At 64.3% G+C, this 17228-nt stretch carries 14 protein-coding genes; 5 read left to right on the plus strand and 9 right to left on the minus strand.

What is annotated here, in order from left to right; genetic code table 11:
* Window positions 1-34 precede the first annotated feature (34 nt).
* The 5 genes from K0P03_RS02945 to K0P03_RS02965 form a co-directional block, all read right to left on the minus strand.
* The gene (locus tag K0P03_RS02945; RefSeq protein ID WP_272788856.1) at window positions 35-1438 is read right to left on the minus strand and encodes an amidohydrolase family protein; all 1404 of its coding nucleotides are present in this window, start codon (window positions 1436-1438) and stop codon (window positions 35-37) included.
* 204 nt (window positions 1439-1642) lie between these two features.
* Window positions 1643-2500 (minus strand): LysR family transcriptional regulator, encoded by an 858-nt coding sequence (locus tag K0P03_RS02950; RefSeq protein ID WP_272788857.1) that lies wholly within the window; start codon window positions 2498-2500, stop codon window positions 1643-1645.
* 127 nt (window positions 2501-2627) lie between these two features.
* Complete coding sequence (locus K0P03_RS02955) at window positions 2628-3866, minus strand: saccharopine dehydrogenase family protein (protein ID WP_050745800.1); 1239 nt, start codon at window positions 3864-3866, stop codon at window positions 2628-2630.
* A gap of 35 nt (window positions 3867-3901) precedes the next feature.
* Window positions 3902-5002, minus strand: a complete 1101-nt coding sequence (nspC, locus tag K0P03_RS02960) for a carboxynorspermidine decarboxylase (RefSeq protein WP_272788858.1) — start codon at window positions 5000-5002, stop codon at window positions 3902-3904.
* Between the two features lie 473 nt (window positions 5003-5475).
* Complete coding sequence (locus K0P03_RS02965) at window positions 5476-5793, minus strand: hypothetical protein (RefSeq protein ID WP_053190861.1); 318 nt, start codon at window positions 5791-5793, stop codon at window positions 5476-5478.
* Window positions 5794-5960: 167 nt separating this feature from the next.
* Between K0P03_RS02965 and K0P03_RS02970 the strand changes: the two genes are divergently transcribed.
* Window positions 5961-8249 carry a heavy metal translocating P-type ATPase gene (locus K0P03_RS02970; RefSeq protein ID WP_050745803.1) on the plus strand — a complete coding sequence of 763 codons (2289 nt, stop codon included), beginning with the start codon at window positions 5961-5963 and terminating at the stop codon, window positions 8247-8249.
* Window positions 8246-8815 carry an SCO family protein gene (locus tag K0P03_RS02975; protein WP_023513970.1) on the plus strand — a complete coding sequence of 190 codons (570 nt, stop codon included), beginning with the start codon at window positions 8246-8248 and terminating at the stop codon, window positions 8813-8815. The genes K0P03_RS02970 and K0P03_RS02975 overlap by 4 nt, the downstream gene beginning before the upstream one ends.
* 6 nt (window positions 8816-8821) lie before the next feature.
* On the opposite strand, the gene K0P03_RS02980 is transcribed toward K0P03_RS02975, so the two are convergent.
* Window positions 8822-9238 carry a MerR family transcriptional regulator gene (locus K0P03_RS02980; protein WP_023513969.1) on the minus strand — a complete coding sequence of 139 codons (417 nt, stop codon included), beginning with the start codon at window positions 9236-9238 and terminating at the stop codon, window positions 8822-8824.
* Between the two features lie 369 nt (window positions 9239-9607).
* Between K0P03_RS02980 and K0P03_RS02985 the strand changes: the two genes are divergently transcribed.
* The 3 genes from K0P03_RS02985 (at window position 9608) to K0P03_RS02995 (ending at window position 12661) form a co-directional block, all read left to right on the plus strand.
* The gene (locus K0P03_RS02985) at window positions 9608-10651 is read left to right on the plus strand and encodes a L,D-transpeptidase family protein (RefSeq protein WP_023513968.1); all 1044 of its coding nucleotides are present in this window, start codon (window positions 9608-9610) and stop codon (window positions 10649-10651) included.
* A gap of 14 nt (window positions 10652-10665) precedes the next feature.
* A complete protein-coding gene (locus K0P03_RS02990; protein WP_023513967.1) occupies window positions 10666-11370 on the plus strand; it encodes a L,D-transpeptidase family protein in 705 nt (234 codons plus the stop codon).
* Between the two features lie 91 nt (window positions 11371-11461).
* Window positions 11462-12661, plus strand: a complete 1200-nt coding sequence (locus tag K0P03_RS02995; protein ID WP_272788859.1) for an amidohydrolase family protein — start codon at window positions 11462-11464, stop codon at window positions 12659-12661.
* Window positions 12662-12776: 115 nt separating this feature from the next.
* On the opposite strand, the gene K0P03_RS03000 is transcribed toward K0P03_RS02995, so the two are convergent.
* From K0P03_RS03000 to K0P03_RS03010, 3 genes are all read right to left on the minus strand, one after another.
* Window positions 12777-15338 carry a GcvT family protein gene (locus tag K0P03_RS03000; protein WP_130518744.1) on the minus strand — a complete coding sequence of 854 codons (2562 nt, stop codon included), beginning with the start codon at window positions 15336-15338 and terminating at the stop codon, window positions 12777-12779.
* Between the two features lie 186 nt (window positions 15339-15524).
* Window positions 15525-16127, minus strand: a complete 603-nt coding sequence (locus K0P03_RS03005) for a glutathione S-transferase N-terminal domain-containing protein (protein ID WP_272788860.1) — start codon at window positions 16125-16127, stop codon at window positions 15525-15527.
* Between the two features lie 96 nt (window positions 16128-16223).
* Entirely contained in the window at window positions 16224-17228 is a 1005-nt protein-coding gene (locus tag K0P03_RS03010) for a GlxA family transcriptional regulator (RefSeq protein WP_272788861.1), read from the minus strand.

Genomic DNA, 17228 nt, shown 5'->3' on the forward strand with positions numbered 1-17228 from the left:
GCCTCTTTGTCAGGATGACGGCGGTGGGTGGGTGTCAGCTCGACGCCTTGCCAACACCGCCGGAAACCAGGCGTCCCTTGTGGAACGTTGCGGTCCGGGCCGGCAGGCGGGCGACGGCTTCGGCCGAGCAGCTTGCCGTCGTCAGCGAGAAGCCGGCCTCGTCGCCGGCCTTCGGCCAGGCGCGATTGCCGTCCTTGTCGAGCGGCAACACGCCGCCGGTCGAGATGGCGAGCGAACGCGACAGGTGGTACTCGTCCGAACCGCGATAGAGCTGGGCGTAGAGATAGGCCTTTTCCAGCATGTCGCCGCTGCCGAAGGGCGACCAGTGGTCGATCACGCTGTCGGTGCCGGTCATGACGAAGACACCCGCCTTGGCAAGCTGCGGCAGCGGCATCATCAGGCCGCCGATCGGCACGGTCGAGGCGATGGTCATGCCGTTCGCCGCGAGCCGGGCGGCCGTCTCCTCCAGCTTTTCCGGAGACAGCGTCGTCAGCGCGAAGGCGTGGCTGATCGTCACCTTGTCCTTCAGGGCCGGGTTTTTCTCCACCGTGTCGATCATGTAGTCGATCGCCGCGACACCCGCCGGGCTCGTCTCGTGCAGGTGGATATCGACGCCCTTGCCCGTGTCGAGCGCGATCTGGAACATGGCGTCGAGCGACTTTTCCATGGCGCTGTCGACATTGGTTGGATCGAGGCCGCCAACATACTCGACACCCAGCTGCATGGCCTCGCGCATCAGCTTGTCGACCTTGGAATGCAACAGGCCGTGCTGCGGGAAGGCGACGATCTCGCAGACGAAGTCGTCCTTGTGTTTTTCCAGCGCGATCTTGAGGTGTTCCAGGCTCTTCAGGCCGCTGACCGGGTCGATGTTGCAATGGCTGCGGGCGACCGTGCTGCCCTTGGATTGCACGAGGGCGATGAGGCCTTCGGCGCGCTCGACGGAGGTCGGGAGCAGCTGCGGCAGCAGCTTCTCTTCCAGCGCGATCATGTCCATGATCGTCTTGCCCTGGCGCGGGCGGGGCGCCTGCCAGGGGCCTCCGTAAAAGGTCTTGTCGAGATGGATATGCATGTCGCGCATGGTGGGCAGCGCGAGCTGGCCGTTCGCCTGGTAGGTTGGCAGGCCCACAGGCTGGGTTGCGCCGGCACCGTGCAGCGCGGCGATCCTGCCGCCTTTGATTTCCAGCGTGTAGAGCGCCGTGCGTGTGGCGACGATAACGTCGCCGTCCTTCTCGAAACCCTCTTCCAGCCGGACGTCGGCGAGCAGGTAGTGGTTGTCTCCTACGGACGTCACGGCATTCTCCTGACCACAATCGGTCGCCTCGGCTGCGGCTTCACGGCTCATGCCGCCGGCCAGGCCGGCGACGGCGGCCGCGGTGGTGAGTTGGCCGGTGCGGCTCAGAAAAGCCCTGCGGCTCTGCGATACGGCGTGCTGCAACATCGTCTCCTCGTCTGGAATGGATGGCGCCATTCTAGGAAACGCAGGCGTCTGTTGGCAGCGACATTTGAAAATGCTGGCTATTCGATTTCCCAATGACGGGGTTAGAGCTTTTCCGGTGAACCCGTGTTCACCGGAAAAGCTCTGTCTATTTGTTTTTTCCGCATTGTCCGACGCCGAAGCGATCCCGTTTCGGCTGGAAATGCTCTAACGCACCAGCCGGCAGAAGGCGATGAGTCGTTCGGCAAGATCCAGCGCCACGGGTGTGGCGGTGTCGCGATAGAACAGCGCGAGCTCGAAATCCTCGACCGGCGGCAGGCGCTCGGCAGCGCCGAGGACGCGGTGCGCGGGCAGGCGGCAGCTTGCCGGCAGCAGGCTGATGCCGAGCCCCGCGGCAGAGGCTGCCGCCAGCGCCGCAAGGCCGCCGCCGCTGTAGCTGACGCGCCAGCGGATGCCGAGCCCGTCGAGTGCACCGCACAGTTCCTCGCGGTAAAGGCCGTTCACCGGGAAGACCGCGATCGGCACCGGCGACTGCTCGATGGCGGGATGCGCCTTGCTGTCGAGCCAGAGCAGCGGCTCCGGTCGCGCGGCGCGCGGCAGGTGCACCCGGCGCTGCTTGACGAGCACGAGGTCGAGCTCTTCCTGCTGGTAGGCGCGGTGCAGGTCGGGGCTGAGCCCGCTGGTGACGTCGAGCCGCAGATGCGGATGTTCGCGCTTGAAGGCGGCGAGCAGGTCCACCGTCGGCACGGTGAAATCCTCGGGCATGCCGAGCCGCAGCGCTCCGTCGCGCCACGGGCCCGCCAGCGCATCATGCGCCTCCTCGTTGAGTGCGATGATGCGGCGGGCATAGCTGAGCAGCTTGATGCCTTCCTCGGTGAGATGCACTTCGTGCGAGGTGCGCTCGAACAGCGCCTTGCCGAGCAGTTCCTCCAGCCGGCGCACCTGCTGGCTGACGGTCGATTGCGACAGCGACACCCGGTCGGCCGCGCGCGTGAAGCTCGCGGTTTCGCAGACCGCCACGAAGCTGATCAAAAGCTGCGGGCTGAACATGGGGTAACGATTCATTCTTCCGCTGCCGCTGGTTGGGCCATGTTTCCCTCCTAGTCGGTCGGGACGGTTTCCACAACGATTGGATGGGCGTGGGCAGGCGGGAACCGGCCACGTCTAAGAACGCGGCCGGTGTTTGTCGGTCTTAGAAGCTGACGGCGCGATCGCCATCCTCATCCTGAATGCGGGTCGGCAGGCCGATGCGGTTCAAGAGGTTGATGAAGGGCTTCGGCGGCAGTTCTTCCACGTTTGCCATCTTCTTCACGTCCCATTCGCCGGTCGCGACGAGCATCGCGGCGGCGACCGGCGGAACGCCGGCGGTGTAGGAGATGCCCTGCGAGCCGACTTCCTCATAGGCCTCCTTGTGGTCGGCCACGTTGTAGATGAAGACGGTCTTTTCCTTGCCGTCCTTCAGGCCCTTCACGTAGTCGCCGATGCAGGTCTTGCCTTCGTAGTTCGGGGCGAGCGAGGACGGATCCGGCAGCACGGCCTTGACGACCTTCAGCGGCACGACTTCGAGGCCCTCGGCGGTCTTGACCGGCTGCTCGGAAAGAAGGCCGAGGTTCTTCAGCACGGTGAAGACGTTGATGTAGTGGTCGCCAAAGCCCATCCAGAAGCGCACGTTGGCGCCGTCCATGTTCTTGGCCAGCGAATGCACCTCGTCATGGCCGCAGAGATAGGCGCGGCGCGTGCCGACGACCGGCAGGTCGTAGTCCTTGCCGATCTCGAACATCTTGTTGGTCTGCCACTGGCCGTTCTGCCAAGAATAGACGACGCCGGTGAATTCGCGGAAGTTGATTTCCGGGTCGAAGTTCGTGGCGAAGTACTTGCCGTGGCTGCCGGCGTTGATGTCGACGATGTCGACGTCGGTCACCGTGTCGAGATATTCGTCCTTGGCGAGTTTGGCATAGGCGTTGACGACGCCCGGATCGAAACCGGCGCCGAGGATGGCGGTGACGCCCTTCTCCGCGCATTCGGCGGCGCGCTTCCACTCGTAGTTCCCGTACCACGGCGGGGTCTCGCAGATCTTGCCCGGCTCTTCGTGGATCGCGGTGTCGATATAGGCGACGCCCGTATCCATGCAGGCGCGCAGCACCGACATGTTGAGGAAAGCGGTGCCGACATTGATGACGATCTCGGACTTGGTGGCGGCGATCAGCGCCTTGGTCGCTTCGATATCGAGGGCGTCGAGGGCATGGCCTTCGAGCACGCCGGCCTGCTTCATCGCCTTCTTCTCATGGACCGACGCGATGATCTTGTCGCACTTCGCCTTGGTGCGCGACGCGATATGGATGTCGCCGAGCACGTCGTTGTTCTGGGCGCATTTGTGCGCCACGACCTGTGCGACGCCGCCGGCGCCGATGATGAGCACGTTCTTCTTCATTTCGGGGGATATCTCCTTCTACCCGTCAGGACGCCTCAGGAGAGGCTTTCTTCGTAGTCCGCGTAGGTGAATTCACGGACGGTTTTGATCTCGCCATCCAGTTCGCGGATGGCGATCGCTGGCATTTTCACGCCATTGAACCAGTTCTTTTTGACCATCGTGTAGCCGGCCGCATCTTGAATGGAGATGCGGTCGCCCACCTTCAGTTCCTTCTCGAAATCGAATTCGCCGAAGATGTCGCCGGCCAGGCACGACTTACCGCAGATCATGTAGCGGTGCGGCCCCGTATTCGGGGAAAGCTTGGCCTTCTCCCGGTAGATCAGAAGGTCCAGCATATGGGCCTCGATGGAACTGTCGACGATGGCGAGGTCCTTGCCGTTGTTCAGAAGGTCGAGCACTGTCGTTTCAAGCGTGGTCGACTTGGTGATGGAGGCCTCGCCCGGCTCCAGATAGACCTGAACACCGTATTCGCCGGAAAAGCGCTTCAGCCGCTCGGCGAATTTTTCCAGCGGATAGTTTTCGCCGGTAAAGTGGATGCCGCCGCCCAGACTCACCCATTCGGCCTTCTTCAGCAGCGGCGCGAACTTCTCCTCGATCGTGCCGAGCATGCGGTCGAACAGGTCGAAATCGCCGTTTTCGCAGTTGTTGTGGATCATGAAGCCGGAAACGCGGTCCATGACCGGCTCGACCTTGTGCACATCCCATTCGCCGAGGCGCGAGAAGGGGCGGGCGGGGTCGGCGAGATCGAAGCTCGAGGAGGAGATGCCGGGATTGAGGCGCAGACCCCGGACGATGCCGGCAGCCTTGTCGGCAAAGCGGTCGAGCTGGGCGATCGAGTTGAAGATGATCTTGTCGGCATGGCTGACGACCTCGTCGATCTCATAGTCCGCATAGGCGACGGAATAGGCATGCGTCTCCTTGCCGAAGCGTTCGTGGCCCAGGCGCACCTCGTTCAGCGAGGAGGAGGTCGTGCCGTCCATGTAGTCGCGCATGAAATCGAAGACCGACCAGGTGGCGAAGCATTTCAGCGCCAGGAGCGCCTTGGCACCGGAGCGTTCGCGAAGAAGCGCGATCTTTTCCATGTTGGCGAGCAGCTTCGACTTGTCGATCAGATAATAGGGTGTCGTCAGGGACATGCTGGACCTGTCTTCTCGGGGTGTGCCGGTTGCCGGCAAAAGCCGGCAACGCGATAGAAACGCGAGGCGAGGGAGGCGCAGGCCTCCGCTCTCGCGTGGATTTCAGAAAGGAAAACCGGAAATTACGGTATCGTCGTCCGGACACGGCGATATGACAGCGCTTTCGCGCTGTTGCCACGCTCGTGGTGTCTCGTCGGGAAAAGAGCAGGCAGACGCGGGGCCTTGACCGGCCGCACGGGGCGGGTCGGCGCAACGGCGTCAAGGGCAGAGCATGCCACCGGGGCACACATCGAAAAGCGTTCTTCCGTTCGGGGGGCGTCGACCGAGCCCATCCCCGATTGGAAGAGGGCGTCGCAAGACATGGCGTCCTCCCCAACCAGCAGATGAAACCTGCAATAAGTGGGCGCTCTCTAGCACAGCGCGCTCGTGGATTTCAATGCACTCGTTCGCCGGTTTTTTTTGAAGGGCGATCTCTAGGAACCAAACTGTTCTTGATAGGCTGCTACATGCTCCGGAAAGAGTTCCTCATACAGCTCGTGATCGATGCCAAGAATCGTGACCTGGATCTCCCCTAATTCCTCTAGGAGGTCCTCGACGAAAAGCCCGCCATTGGACGGGATCGGCTTCCCATCCAGCCGAACGCTGAGGGTGCTTTTGGCCATGGCGTGATTAAAGCGGCAGTTCGGAGCCAGAGCCATATTGCCATAGGCAACACCCATCGGCGGGTCTCCATGTTCAAAAGACGTGCTACCGATAAGGATGCCGCCGGCATAGATTTCGAACTTTTTCACTGCGAACGCCTCCCGTGGAGAACTCCTGCGTTAAGCCGGCATTACATGGAAAGGTGGAGCAAGTGCACCTTATTTTCAGAAGGTTGAGAAAACTTCGTACTCCTCTCTTGCACCTCTAGTCGCTAGAGGTCGTAGAACCTCCTCACGAGACTGAAGAGGAATGTACGATGTCCGATGTGAAAGAGACCCGGTTCCGGGTGGGCGGCATGGATTGCGCGTCCTGCGCGAGCAAGATCGATACCGCCGTGCGCCGTATGCCGGGGGTTTCGGAGGTTTCCGTATCCGTTACCGCCGGCACCATGCGCGTGCAGCACGATGCGACCAGCGACCTTGAGGCGATCCGCCGCAAGGTCTCCGGTCTCGGCTATTCGGTGACGCCGGCTGCGGCCGTCGCGGAAAAGCCGGTCGCAAAACATGTTCATGGTCCCGGCTGCAACCACGATCACGGGCACGGACATGACCACGATCATCCCCATGACCATGCGCATGGCCACGATCATGATCATGAGGATCACGACCATGCCGGCCATGATCACAAGCCGAAGGCGGCGGTTGTCGAGGGGCTGCATGGCCACGACCACAGTCCCTCCGAAGGGCCCTGGTGGAAGGGCAAGAAGGGACGGTTGACGATCTTTGCCGGCGCGGCGCTCGTCGTTGCCTACGGCATCGGCCATCTCTTTCCGGCCATCGAGACCTATGCCTTCGTCATCGCCATGTTCGTCGGCCTCGTGCCGATCGCCCGCCGGGCCATCATGGCCGCGCTGGCCGGCACACCGTTTTCCATCGAAATGCTGATGACCATCGCTGCCGTCGGCGCGGTCGTCATCAATGCGACCGAGGAAGCGGCGGCCGTGGTCTTCCTCTTCCTCGTAGGTGAACTGCTGGAGGGGGTCGCCGCCGGCAAGGCGCGCGACAGCATCCGCTCGCTCTCCGCTCTTGTTCCGAAGACCGCGCTTCTCGAGGAAGGTGGCCGGACGACGGAAGTGCCGGCCGAGGCGCTTGCCGTCGGCGCGGTCATTCTCGTGCGTCCCGGCGACCGCATTTCCGCCGACGGCACGATCATCGACGGCGAGAGTTCCATCGACGAGGCGCCCGTGACCGGGGAAAGCACGCCGGTGCGCAAGGAGGTCGGCGACACCGTCTTTGCCGGCACGGTGAACGGCGATGCGGCCCTGCGCGTGCGCGTCACCGCGGCAGCGGCGGACAATACCATCGCCCGCGTCGTCAAGCTGGTCGAGGAGGCCCAGGAATCCAAGGCTCCGACCGAGCGCTTCATCGACCGCTTCTCCAAATACTACACGCCCGGAGTCGTCGTCGTCGCCGCGCTCGTCGCGATCATCCCGCCGCTCTTCTTCGGCGGCGTCTGGAGCGAGTGGGTTTACAAGGGTCTTGCCGTTCTGCTCATCGGTTGCCCCTGCGCACTGGTCATCTCGACGCCGGCGGCCATCGCCGCCGCGCTTTCCGCCGGTGCCCGCCGCGGCCTCCTGATGAAGGGCGGCGCGGTGCTGGAAGGCCTCGGCAAGCTCACCGCCATCGCCTTTGACAAGACCGGCACGCTGACCGAGGGCAAGCCTGTTGTCACCGACATCGTCGCCTTCGCGGCCCCGGCCGACGAGGTGCTGCGGCTTGCCGCCGCACTGGAGGCCGGTTCCAGCCATCCGCTGGCGCTCGCCATTCTCGGCAAGGCGGCCGAGGGCGGCGTCGTGCCGCCGGTCGCGAACGGCTCGCGGGCACTCGGCGGCAAGGGTGTCGCCGCCACCGTCGAGGGCAGGGAGGTCTTCCTCGGCTCGCCCAAGGCTGTCGCCGAGACGGTCGCGCTCTCCGACGAGGTGAAGGCCGCCACCGCCGCGCTCAACGACGACGGCAAGACCGTCTCCATGCTAGTGATCGACGGCGTGCTCGCCGGCGCCATCGCCATGCGCGACGAGCCACGTCCGGATGCGGCTGCCGGCCTCAAGGCGCTGAAGGATGCCGGCATCAAGACGGTCATGCTGACAGGCGACAATGCCCGCACGGCGAGGGCCGTCGGCGCGAAGCTCGGCATCGAGGTCCGCGCCGAGCTGATGCCCGAGGACAAGCAGCGCATCGTCGGCGAGCTGCAGCGCGAAGGGTATGTCGTCGGCAAGATCGGCGACGGCATCAACGACGCCCCGGCACTCGCCGCCGCCAATATCGGCATCGCCATGGGCGGCGGCACCGACGTGGCGCTGGAGACGGCCGATGCCGCCATCCTGCACGGCCGCGTCGGCGACGTCGCTCTGATGACGGACCTGTCGCAGCGCACGATGCGCAATATCGTCCAGAACATCGTCATGTCGCTCGGCCTCAAGGGTGTCTTCCTCGTGACGACCGTCATCGGCATCACGGGCCTCTGGCCGGCGATCCTTGCCGATACCGGCGCCACCGTGCTCGTCACGCTGAATGCGCTGCGCCTCCTGCGGCCGATCAAGGGATGAGGCGCCGGACGCTTCTTGCCCTTGCCGCAGGTCTTGCCGCGATCGTCACCGTGACGGTCGCGGCAAAGGCGCCTTCCGGCGAGACGGCAAAACGGCGTGCCTTCGAGCTTGAGACCGTCGACGGCAAGCCGTTCCGCTCCGCCGCTCTGGCCGGAAAGCCCTATCTCGTCTTCTTCGGGTTCACCCATTGCCCGGATGTCTGCCCGACCGCGCTCTTCGAACTGTCGGGTCTGCTCAAGGACATCGGCCCGGCGGCGGATCGCATCACGCCGCTCTTCATTTCCATCGATCCCGAGCGGGACACGGCGGACCTCTTGAAGCTCTACATGACCTCCTTCGATCCGCGCATCATCGCGCTCCGGGGCGATGCTGCGCAGACGAAAGCGGCGGCGGACGCCTTTTCGGCCTTCTACAGGAAGGTGCCGACCGCCTCGGACAGCTACACGATGGACCACACCGCCGGCCTCTTCCTCATCCGTGCGGACGGGCGGCTGCAGGGCATGCTGGATATGCACGAGCCGCGCGAAACGCAGCTCCAGAAGCTGAGGCTGCTTGCGGGCTCCTGAGCACGCTCAATCGTGTTCGTCGTGGCAAAGGTCGTGGTTGGCCAGTGCCCGGATGACGTAGCAGTCGCGGATCTGGTCGGAATGGCAGTGGCTGGTGATGCGCTCCAGCTCGGCCTCCAGCTTGCGCAGCCGGGCGATCTTGCGCCGCACGGTGGAAAGCTGCTCGGCGGCGATGCGGTCGGCATCATGGCAGGGTCGCTCAGGGTGCTGGCTGAGGTCGATCAGCTCACGGATGGCGTCGATGGTGAGGCCGAGATCGCGGGCGTGGCGGATAAAGGCCAGGCGCTCGCGCTCCTCGCTGGAATAACGCCGCTGGTTGCCCTCCGAGCGTTCGGCATGGGAGAGCAGGCCCATCTGTTCGTAGTAGCGGATGGTCGGAACCTTGACGCCAGTGGCCTTGGAAAGATCGCCGATCGTCAGCATCGTCTCTGCCTCATCAAATATACCTGGGTGAGAGATGTGCCGGAAGCGCCGGCAAATCAAGTCTTCTTTGCCTTTCGCCCCGCCCGGTGCCCCTGGAAAGTATCTGCTAACGATTTGTTGTTCGCCGTGTGATCGCCGGGCGGCGAAATTCGGCAAAACGGGCCTTGATGCTCAAGTTGCTTGAGGTTTTATGCTCTCCGCGGCGGCTGGTGCTTCGGATTCGGGGCGTTTGCCGGGGCATGACGCCGCACTGAGGCCGGTCACGGTCACAAGATTAACGAAGTTCTAAGCAATCGCTTGGAATCTGAACCCCGAGATGCGCCGCTTTCGAGCCGGCGTGCCCGGACCTCTAACAACCGAAAACGAACCATGTTTGCGCTTCGCCACCGTCTCTTCCGTGAAACCGCCCGCCTGCGCCTGCCGCTTCTTGCACGGCTTGCCGCCGCCACCGTCGCCGGCAGCCTGCTTGCCGGCTGCATGGCCATGGATGTCGCCTCGCTCGCCGAGGCGCCGGAGCTTTCCAACAAGGTGAAAGCGGAGATGTCGAAGAAGAAGATGCGGCCGGAAAGCCCCGTGCTGGTGCGCATCTTCAAGCAGGAAAGCGAACTGGAGGTCTGGAAGGTCGATACGAGCGGCCAGTATGCGCTGTTCAAGACCTATCCGATGTGCCGCTGGTCCGGCAAGCTCGGCCCGAAGACCAAGAGTGGCGACCGCCAGGCGCCTGAGGGCTTCTACCATGTCTCGGCCGGCATGCTGAACCCGAACTCGCAATATTACGTCTCCTTCAACCTCGGTTATCCGAACAGGCTGGAATCGGCGCTCGGCTACACCGGCGAGGCGCTGATGGTGCATGGCGCCTGTTCGTCCTCGGGCTGCTACGCAATGACCGACCAGGGTGTCGGCGAGATCTACGCCATCGTGCAGCGGGCGCTGGAGGGCGGGCAGCAACGCTTCCAGGTGCAGGCCTATCCCTTCCGCATGACGACGCAGAACATGGCCAAACATCGTGGCGACCCGAACATGCCCTTCTGGCGCACGCTGAAGGAAGGCTATGACGCCTTCGCCTTCACGCGCAAGCAGCCGAAGGTCTCCGTCTGCGGCGGCCGTTATGTCTTCAACAAGGAGTTCGCGGACGGCGAGCCGAGCGATCCGCTGGCGCAGTGCCCGGCGACGCTGGGCGACGCGACGACCGATCTCGTTGCCAAGCTCGGCGCGGAACAGAAGAAGCTGGATGCGGCGCTTGCCAGCACGACGACGGTGTCGAGCTTTGCCTACATGGACGGTGGCATGCATCCAAGCTTCCGCACGCTCCTGAAGCAAGAAGGCGCGAAGGGCATGGCCGCCCGCATCTCGCGCACGAAATATCCGGTCAGCCGGCCCGATGCCGCGCTGGCCGATCCCTATGACGATTGACGTGAGGACATGTATTGACTGGTGAAAGCGTAAGCCGCCGGTCCTTCCTGCTTGGCGGGGCAGGATTGGCAACCACCGTTCTGGCCGGCTGCACGACGCCGGTGCGCGAGCGGGTCGCCATCGAACCCGAACCGGTCGATACCAGCATCTACGCCGCCATGTACGGGCCGAAGCCCGACGAGCAGTTCCCGCTTCCGGCCATTCCCTACCAGAAGATCGACCGGCGCTTCTATCGCCAGATGGTGCCGAACCCGACCGGCGAGCGGCCTGGCGTCATCGTCGTCGATACGTCCAGCCACTTTCTCTACCTCACCTACGAGGACGGCCAGGCCATGCGCTATGGCGTCGGCCTCGGTCGCGCCGGCTTCGAATGGGCGGGCCGCGGCGTCATCCAGTACAAGCGGCAATGGCCGCGCTGGACCCCGCCGGATGAGATGGTCGCCCGCCAGCCGGAACTGCAGCCCTACAGCATCGCGAACGGCGGCATGGAGCCGGGCCTGAAGAACCCGCTCGGTGCCCGCGCGCTCTACATCTTCCAGAACAAGGAAGACACGCTCTACCGCATCCACGGGTCTCCGGAATGGTGGACGATCGGCAAGTCCGTTTCCTCCGGTTGCGTGCGCATGCTGAATCAGGATGTCATCGATCTCTACAACCGCGTGCAGAACGGCACGCCCATCCTGGTGCTCGGCACAGCCGCCGTCGCTGCGGCCTATTGACTGCATACGATTTTCGCGACTTATTGCGTACAATGCTTGATCTGCCCGGAATGGGGCAGGTCGGGGTGTATGCAGATGGAGACGCGAGGCCATGGCCGAGATCGAGACCCTTTTTACCCGCGCGAAACTGGCGGACGGTTCGCTGAGCGATATCGGCGTTGCGGGCGGCCGCATCGTCGCCATCGTGCCAACGGGCGCGCTTGCGGACGCGGCCTTGCAGGTGGACATTGCCGGCGCGCTGCTGGTGCCGGCCTTTGTCGAGGGTCACATCCACCTCGATACCAGCTTCTACGGCGACAAATGGATCCCGCACAAACCCTGCACCAACGGTTTTGACGTTCACGAGCGCGTCGCCTTCCAGGCGGAGAACATGGCAAGCGCCGCGCCGATGGACGAGCGTGCCCGCAAGCAGCTGGAACTCTGCGTTTCGAACGGCTCCCTCCAGATGCGCAGCCATGTCATGGTGGACGGCTCGGTCGGGCTGAAATCGCTGGAGACGGTCCTTGGTATCCGCGAGGAGTACCGCGATATCATCGACATCCAGCTCGTCGCCTTCCCGCAGAGCGGTATCCTGAGGAGCCCCGGCACGCCTGAGCTGCTGGACGAGGCGGTCGCGCTTGGTGCAGACCTCGTCGGCGGCCTCGATCCGGCAAGTTTCGACCGCGATATCGACGGCCATCTCGATGTCGTCTTCGGTGTTGCGGAAAAACGCGGCGTCGGGGTCGATATCCATCTGCACGATTTCGGCTCGCTCGGCGCCTTCACGGTGGAGGAAATCTGCGCGCGCACCGTGGCGCTCGGTTTGCAGGGCAAGGTGGCGATCAGTCATGCCTATGGCCTCGGTGATCTCGATGCCGATGCCGCCCGCCGCATCGGGGCGAAAATCGCTGCCGCAGGCGTGTCGATCATGACCAACGCCCCGGGCGATCATGTCTTCCCGCCGGTCGCGCTGCTGCGCGTGGAAGGCGTCAACGTCTTCGCCGGCAATGACAATATCCGCGATTCATGGTGGCCCTACGGTGACGGGGACATGCTGGCCCGGGCCATGATGATCGGCTACCGCTCCGGCTTCTACACGGACGAGGAACTGACGGCCGCCTTCGACGTGGTGACATCAGCCGGTGCGAAGGCCCTCGGTCTCGAAGGCTACGGCATCGCTATCGGCGCCAGGGCCGATTTCGTGACGCTCGCCGCCGAACATGTACCGGAGGCCGTCGTGGCGGTGCCGAAGGGACGGCGGGTGTTCAAGGCCGGGCGGCTTGTCGCGGAGAATGGGGCGTTGGTGCGGTAGAGCAGCAGGTTCTCGCGCTGGCGGGTGGCGGAGCGGACGTCGGCAAACCGACCAAGCAAAAGGGCGCGCCGCTTTCGCCGGCGCGCCCTTTCCTTTTTGACGTCTCCAAAACCGATTACGTGCGCGGCTTCAGGTTTTCAGGGTCGTACAGCGGCTTGTAGCCGATGCCGACCACCTCGACCGGGTAGGTCTCGGCAAAATACTCGATGTTGAGCTTGCGACCTTCCTGGCAATAGGCGTGCGGCAGGTAGGCGAGCGCGATGTTCTTGCCGATGGTCGGGCCGAAGGCGATGGACGTCGTGTAGGAACGGCGGCCGAGGTCGTCGATGAGGACGTCGCCGGTCGCGGGGTCGATGACCGGCAGGTTACCGAGCGGGTAGCGTTTGACGCCGTTCCTGTCGGTGTTCTCGGTCATGACCAGTGTGCAGAGCATGGCGGGCTGGTGGTCGCGCGCCTTGTATTCCAGATGCTTCGCCTTGCCGCGGAAATCCGCTTCCTTGACCTTCGGGCGGGCAAGGTCGGCCTCGATGAGGTTGTACTGGGTGAGAAGGTCGGCGTTCTGCAGACGCAGGCTCTTTTCCATGCGACGCGAATTGGCATAGGTCTCGACGCCGAAGGCCATGACGCCGGCGGCGCGCAGCGCATCCCAGACGGCGAGGCCGTCCTCGTACTTCATGTGCAGTTCCCAGCCCTGCTCGCCGACATAGGAGATACGGAAGGCGGTGACGGACTTGCCCGCAATCTCGATCTGCTTGATCGCGGCAAACGGGAAATTCTCGATATCGAGGCCGGCCGGGTCCGCCACCACCTTCTTCAGGTTTTCGCGGGCGTTCGGGCCCCAGATGCCGATGGTGATGAACTTTTCCGACGTGTCGGTGATGGTGACGTCAAGGCCACGATCCTCGGCGACGCGCTTCATGTAGTGGAAGTCGCGCGGGCCGGCATCGGCGCCGTTCACCAGGCGGCAGCGGTCGGCCATGCGGAAGACGGTGAAGTCGGCGCGCACCATGCCCTCGTCGTCGAGGAAGTGGGTGTAGATGCCCTTGCCGATGTTGCCGTCGCCGCCGATCTTGGCCGCGCAGAGCCATTCGAGCAGCTCGACATGGTCGGGACCTTCGATGTCGACCATGTGGAAATGCGAGAGGTTGACGATGCCGCAATCCTCGCTCATCGCGAGATGCTCGGCATTCGAGACGCGCCAGAAATGGCGGCTGTCCCACTCGTTCTCGCGCACCGGAACGCGGTTGCCGTATTTTTCGAGCAGATGCTCGTTGGCGGCGTAGCCATGGGCACGCTCCCAGCCGCCGAGTTCCATGAAGTAACCGCCGAGTTCCTTTTCGCGCTCATGGAAGGGTGAGCGCTTGGCGCCGCGGCCGGAGGCATAGGGTTCGCGGTTGTGCACCGCCGGGAAGTAGATCTTTTGCGCGGCCTCATAGCTGCGGCCTTCGATGAACTCCTCGGTGAGCTGATGCGGGTAGAAGCGGGAATAGTCGATCGAGTTGTGGTCGATCTCGGTGCGACCGTCCGTCATCCAGTCGGCGATCAGCTTGCCGTAGCCGGGGCCGTCCTTCACCCAGATGGCGACGCAGTACCAGAGGCCCCGCACCTTCTGGCTTTCGCCGCAGGACGGGCCGCCGGCGGCGGAGACCTGCAACAGGCCGTTGAAGGAATGGCCTTCGTTATAGCCGAGTTCGCCGAGGATCGGTGTCAGTTCCATGGCCTTTTCGAGGGGCTCGAGGATCTGCTCCATGTCGAGGTCGCGCTGCGAGGGCGAGAGGCGCGCCTCGTGCTTTTCGAGAATGTCGCGCGGGTGGCAAAGGCGCGGACTGGTTTGCTCGTAGTAACCCCACTCGATCTGGCCGCCCTCGGTGGTCTTCGGGTCGCCGGTGTCGCGCATATAGGCGGAGTTGCCCTGGTCGCGCAGAAGCGGATAGCCGATTTCCTTGCCGGTGCCTTCGAACTCGTTGTACGGGCCGAAGAAGGTGAGGGGATGGTCGACCGGCATGACCGGCAGGTCTTCGCCGACCATTTCGGCGATCAGGCGGCCCCAGATGCCGGCACAGACGATGACGTGATCCGCCATGATCGTGCCGCGATGGGTGACAACGCCCTTGATGCGACCGCCCTCGACGATCAGCGACTGGGCCGGCGTGTTGCCGTAGACCTGCAGCTTGCCGGATTTTTCGGCGGCATCGACCAGCTTGCCGGCAACCGTCTGCGAGCGCGGGACGACGAGGCCGGCATCGGGATCGAACAGGCCGCCCATCACCTGATCCTGCTCGATCAGCGGGAACATGTCCTTGATTTCGGCCGGTGAAACATAATGCGCGCGGGTGCCGAAGGCCCGGGCGGAGGAGAGCTTACGCTTGATCTCTTCCATCCAGGTGTCGTCGCCGGTGCGCGCGACCTCGAGGCCGCCGATGCGCGCGTAGTGGCCCATCTTCTCGTAGAAATCGATCGAATACTGGGTGGTCCAGACCGAAAGATAGTCGTGGCTGGTCGTGTAGCAGAAATCCGAGGCATGCGCCGTCGAACCAATGTCGGTCGGGATGCCCGACTTGTCGATGCCCACGATGTCGTCCCATCCCCGCTCGATGAGATGGTGGGCGATCGATGCGCCCACGATACCACCCAAACCGATGATGACGACCTTCGCCTTTTGCGGAAATTCTGCCATGTGCTGGACCCCGATGAAATATTGCTGCCGATTTTAGGGCCTGCTCGCCTGCCAGTGCAGCCTGTCTGCGACTCGCCAGCGACCAGTTCCGACAGTCGCCGGAACCGGACCTGTTGCAGGCTCCTCACGCCGGCGGCAAGACCCTAGCGGATCACCGGGTGGGCGCAACGCTTTTCCTTGGGGGATTCAGGCGGCCTCGCCGAGGGGAGCGACGCCCTCCTTCACCAGCACGGCCCTCACCGACGGCCGCGCGTCTATCCTGCCCGCCAGCGCCTGCAGGCTCTCCGGCAGGGCGATGCCGCACATCGCGGCCCAGCGCGCCATTACATAGAAGAAGGCATCCGAAGCGGAAAAGCGCGCGCCGAAGAGATAGTCGCCCTCGGTGCGCGTGGCGATCCAGCCGAAGCGGCGGGCGAGCGTTTCGGTCAGCCAGGCCTTCTCCTCCTCGTTCTCGGTGAAGAACAGCCGCACGAAGGGTTTTTGCAGCTCGGTCGAGAGGAAGGCGAGCATCTGGAGGTGGCGTGTGCGGCCGAGCGGCCCGTCCGGCACAAGGCCGTCGCCGGCAAGGGCGATCCAGTCGAGCAGCGCGACGTTTTCCGTCAGGAGCAGGCCTTCATCGAGGCGAAGGGCCGGCACGTAGCCGTTCGGATTGACCGCCTCGTAGCTGCTGCCGTCCTCAAGCCTGTGCTGGAAGATATCGACCGTGTGCGACCGGAAGGAAAGGCCGGCTTCATGCAGCAGGATATGGGCGGCCTGGCTGCAGGCGGTGGGGGCATAGTAGAAGTCCATGTTGCGTCTCCTCGTGTTTCGGTGAGACGAGTGTGCCGGCGCCGGGGCCTGAAGGTCAGAGGCAAACGGGCTGGTTTCGGGGCAAATCGGCCATTGTCAGCCGAGACCGCGCTGGCGGTTGCGCTGGCGATACTGTGCCGGCGTGATGCCGACGCGGCGGCGAAAGAGCTTTCGGAAAAAGGTCGGATCGCCATAGCCGACTGCGGCGGCAATGTCCTCGATGGCGTCCGGCCCGGTCTCCAGCATCTGCTTGGCCTCCTCGATGCGCATGGCCTGCACATAGTCTACGGGCGCATAGCCGGTGGCGGCCTTGAACTGGCGCTTGAAGGTGCGCTCGGCCAAACCGGAGCGCGCCACCATGGCGGCCACCGGGTTGGGGGCGGCATAGTTGTCGGCAAGCCAGGTCTGCACGTCGGCGATCGCGGCATTGCCGTGCTGGCGGGGTCGGGCCATGGAGGCGAAGGGGAGCTGCCCGTGACCCCGGTCGCCGATGAGGAAGAGCCGGGCGATGCGCGTCGCTTCCTCCGCCCCGCAGAAGCGGCCGATGAGGTAGAGCGCCAGATCCTGCCAGGACGTGGCGCCGCCGGTGGTGATCAGCCGCCCGTCGCTGCCGCTGTTGCAGAGAATGCGCTCCGGCCGGAAGGCGACCTTTGGATAATGGTCGCGGAAAAGATCCGCCATGATCCAGTGCGAGGCGGCTTCTGTGCCGTCGAGCAGCCCGGCCTCGGCCAAAAGCACCGCGCCGCTGCAGGCCGAGCAGACCAGCGCCTGCGCCTCGATATGCCGGCGCACCCAGGCGATTTCCCGCGGCCAGCGCCCAGCCGGCGAAAGGCCCGGGTCGAGATGGATGTCGCAGACGACGACGATATCGGCAAGATGGCCGGAAAGCCCCTGCTGCGGGGTCACGCTGAGGCCGCTGCCCGTCTCCTGGGGGCCGCTCTGCGCGGCGACGAGCACCGGCTTGAGAGGGCGCTGCGCCTTCGGGCCGCGACCGGCCTCGCCGAGGATCTCGTGCAGCCCATAGGGCGCCATGGTGCCGCTTTCCGGCAGGGCGAGGATGGCGACGGTGAGGGGAGTGGTCGGCTTCGGGCGTGTCGGCAT

The organism is Shinella sp. HY16, assembly GCF_028534175.1.
In the GTDB taxonomy this organism is placed as follows: Bacteria; Pseudomonadota; Alphaproteobacteria; order Rhizobiales; family Rhizobiaceae; genus Shinella.

Bases quoted from the DNA above. Each gene is read 5' to 3' on its own strand.
- K0P03_RS02945 (WP_272788856.1), bottom strand. From the start codon at position 1,438: ATGTTGCAGCACGCCGTATCGCAGAGCCGCAGGGCTTTTCTGAGCCGC.
- K0P03_RS02950 (WP_272788857.1), bottom strand. From the start codon at position 2,500: ATGAATCGTTACCCCATGTTCAGCCCGCAGCTTTTGATCAGCTTCGTG.
- K0P03_RS02955 (WP_050745800.1), bottom strand. From the start codon at position 3,866: ATGAAGAAGAACGTGCTCATCATCGGCGCCGGCGGCGTCGCACAGGTC.
- nspC (WP_272788858.1), bottom strand. From the start codon at position 5,002: ATGTCCCTGACGACACCCTATTATCTGATCGACAAGTCGAAGCTGCTC.
- K0P03_RS02970 (WP_050745803.1), top strand. From the start codon at position 5,961: ATGTCCGATGTGAAAGAGACCCGGTTCCGGGTGGGCGGCATGGATTGC.
- K0P03_RS02975 (WP_023513970.1), top strand. From the start codon at position 8,246: ATGAGGCGCCGGACGCTTCTTGCCCTTGCCGCAGGTCTTGCCGCGATC.
- K0P03_RS02980 (WP_023513969.1), bottom strand. From the start codon at position 9,238: ATGCTGACGATCGGCGATCTTTCCAAGGCCACTGGCGTCAAGGTTCCG.
- K0P03_RS02985 (WP_023513968.1), top strand. From the start codon at position 9,608: ATGTTTGCGCTTCGCCACCGTCTCTTCCGTGAAACCGCCCGCCTGCGC.
- K0P03_RS02995 (WP_272788859.1), top strand. From the start codon at position 11,462: ATGGCCGAGATCGAGACCCTTTTTACCCGCGCGAAACTGGCGGACGGT.
- K0P03_RS03000 (WP_130518744.1), bottom strand. From the start codon at position 15,338: ATGGCAGAATTTCCGCAAAAGGCGAAGGTCGTCATCATCGGTTTGGGT.
- K0P03_RS03005 (WP_272788860.1), bottom strand. From the start codon at position 16,127: ATGGACTTCTACTATGCCCCCACCGCCTGCAGCCAGGCCGCCCATATC.
- K0P03_RS03010 (WP_272788861.1), bottom strand. From the start codon at position 17,228: ATGCCGACACGCCCGAAGCCGACCACTCCCCTCACCGTCGCCATCCTC.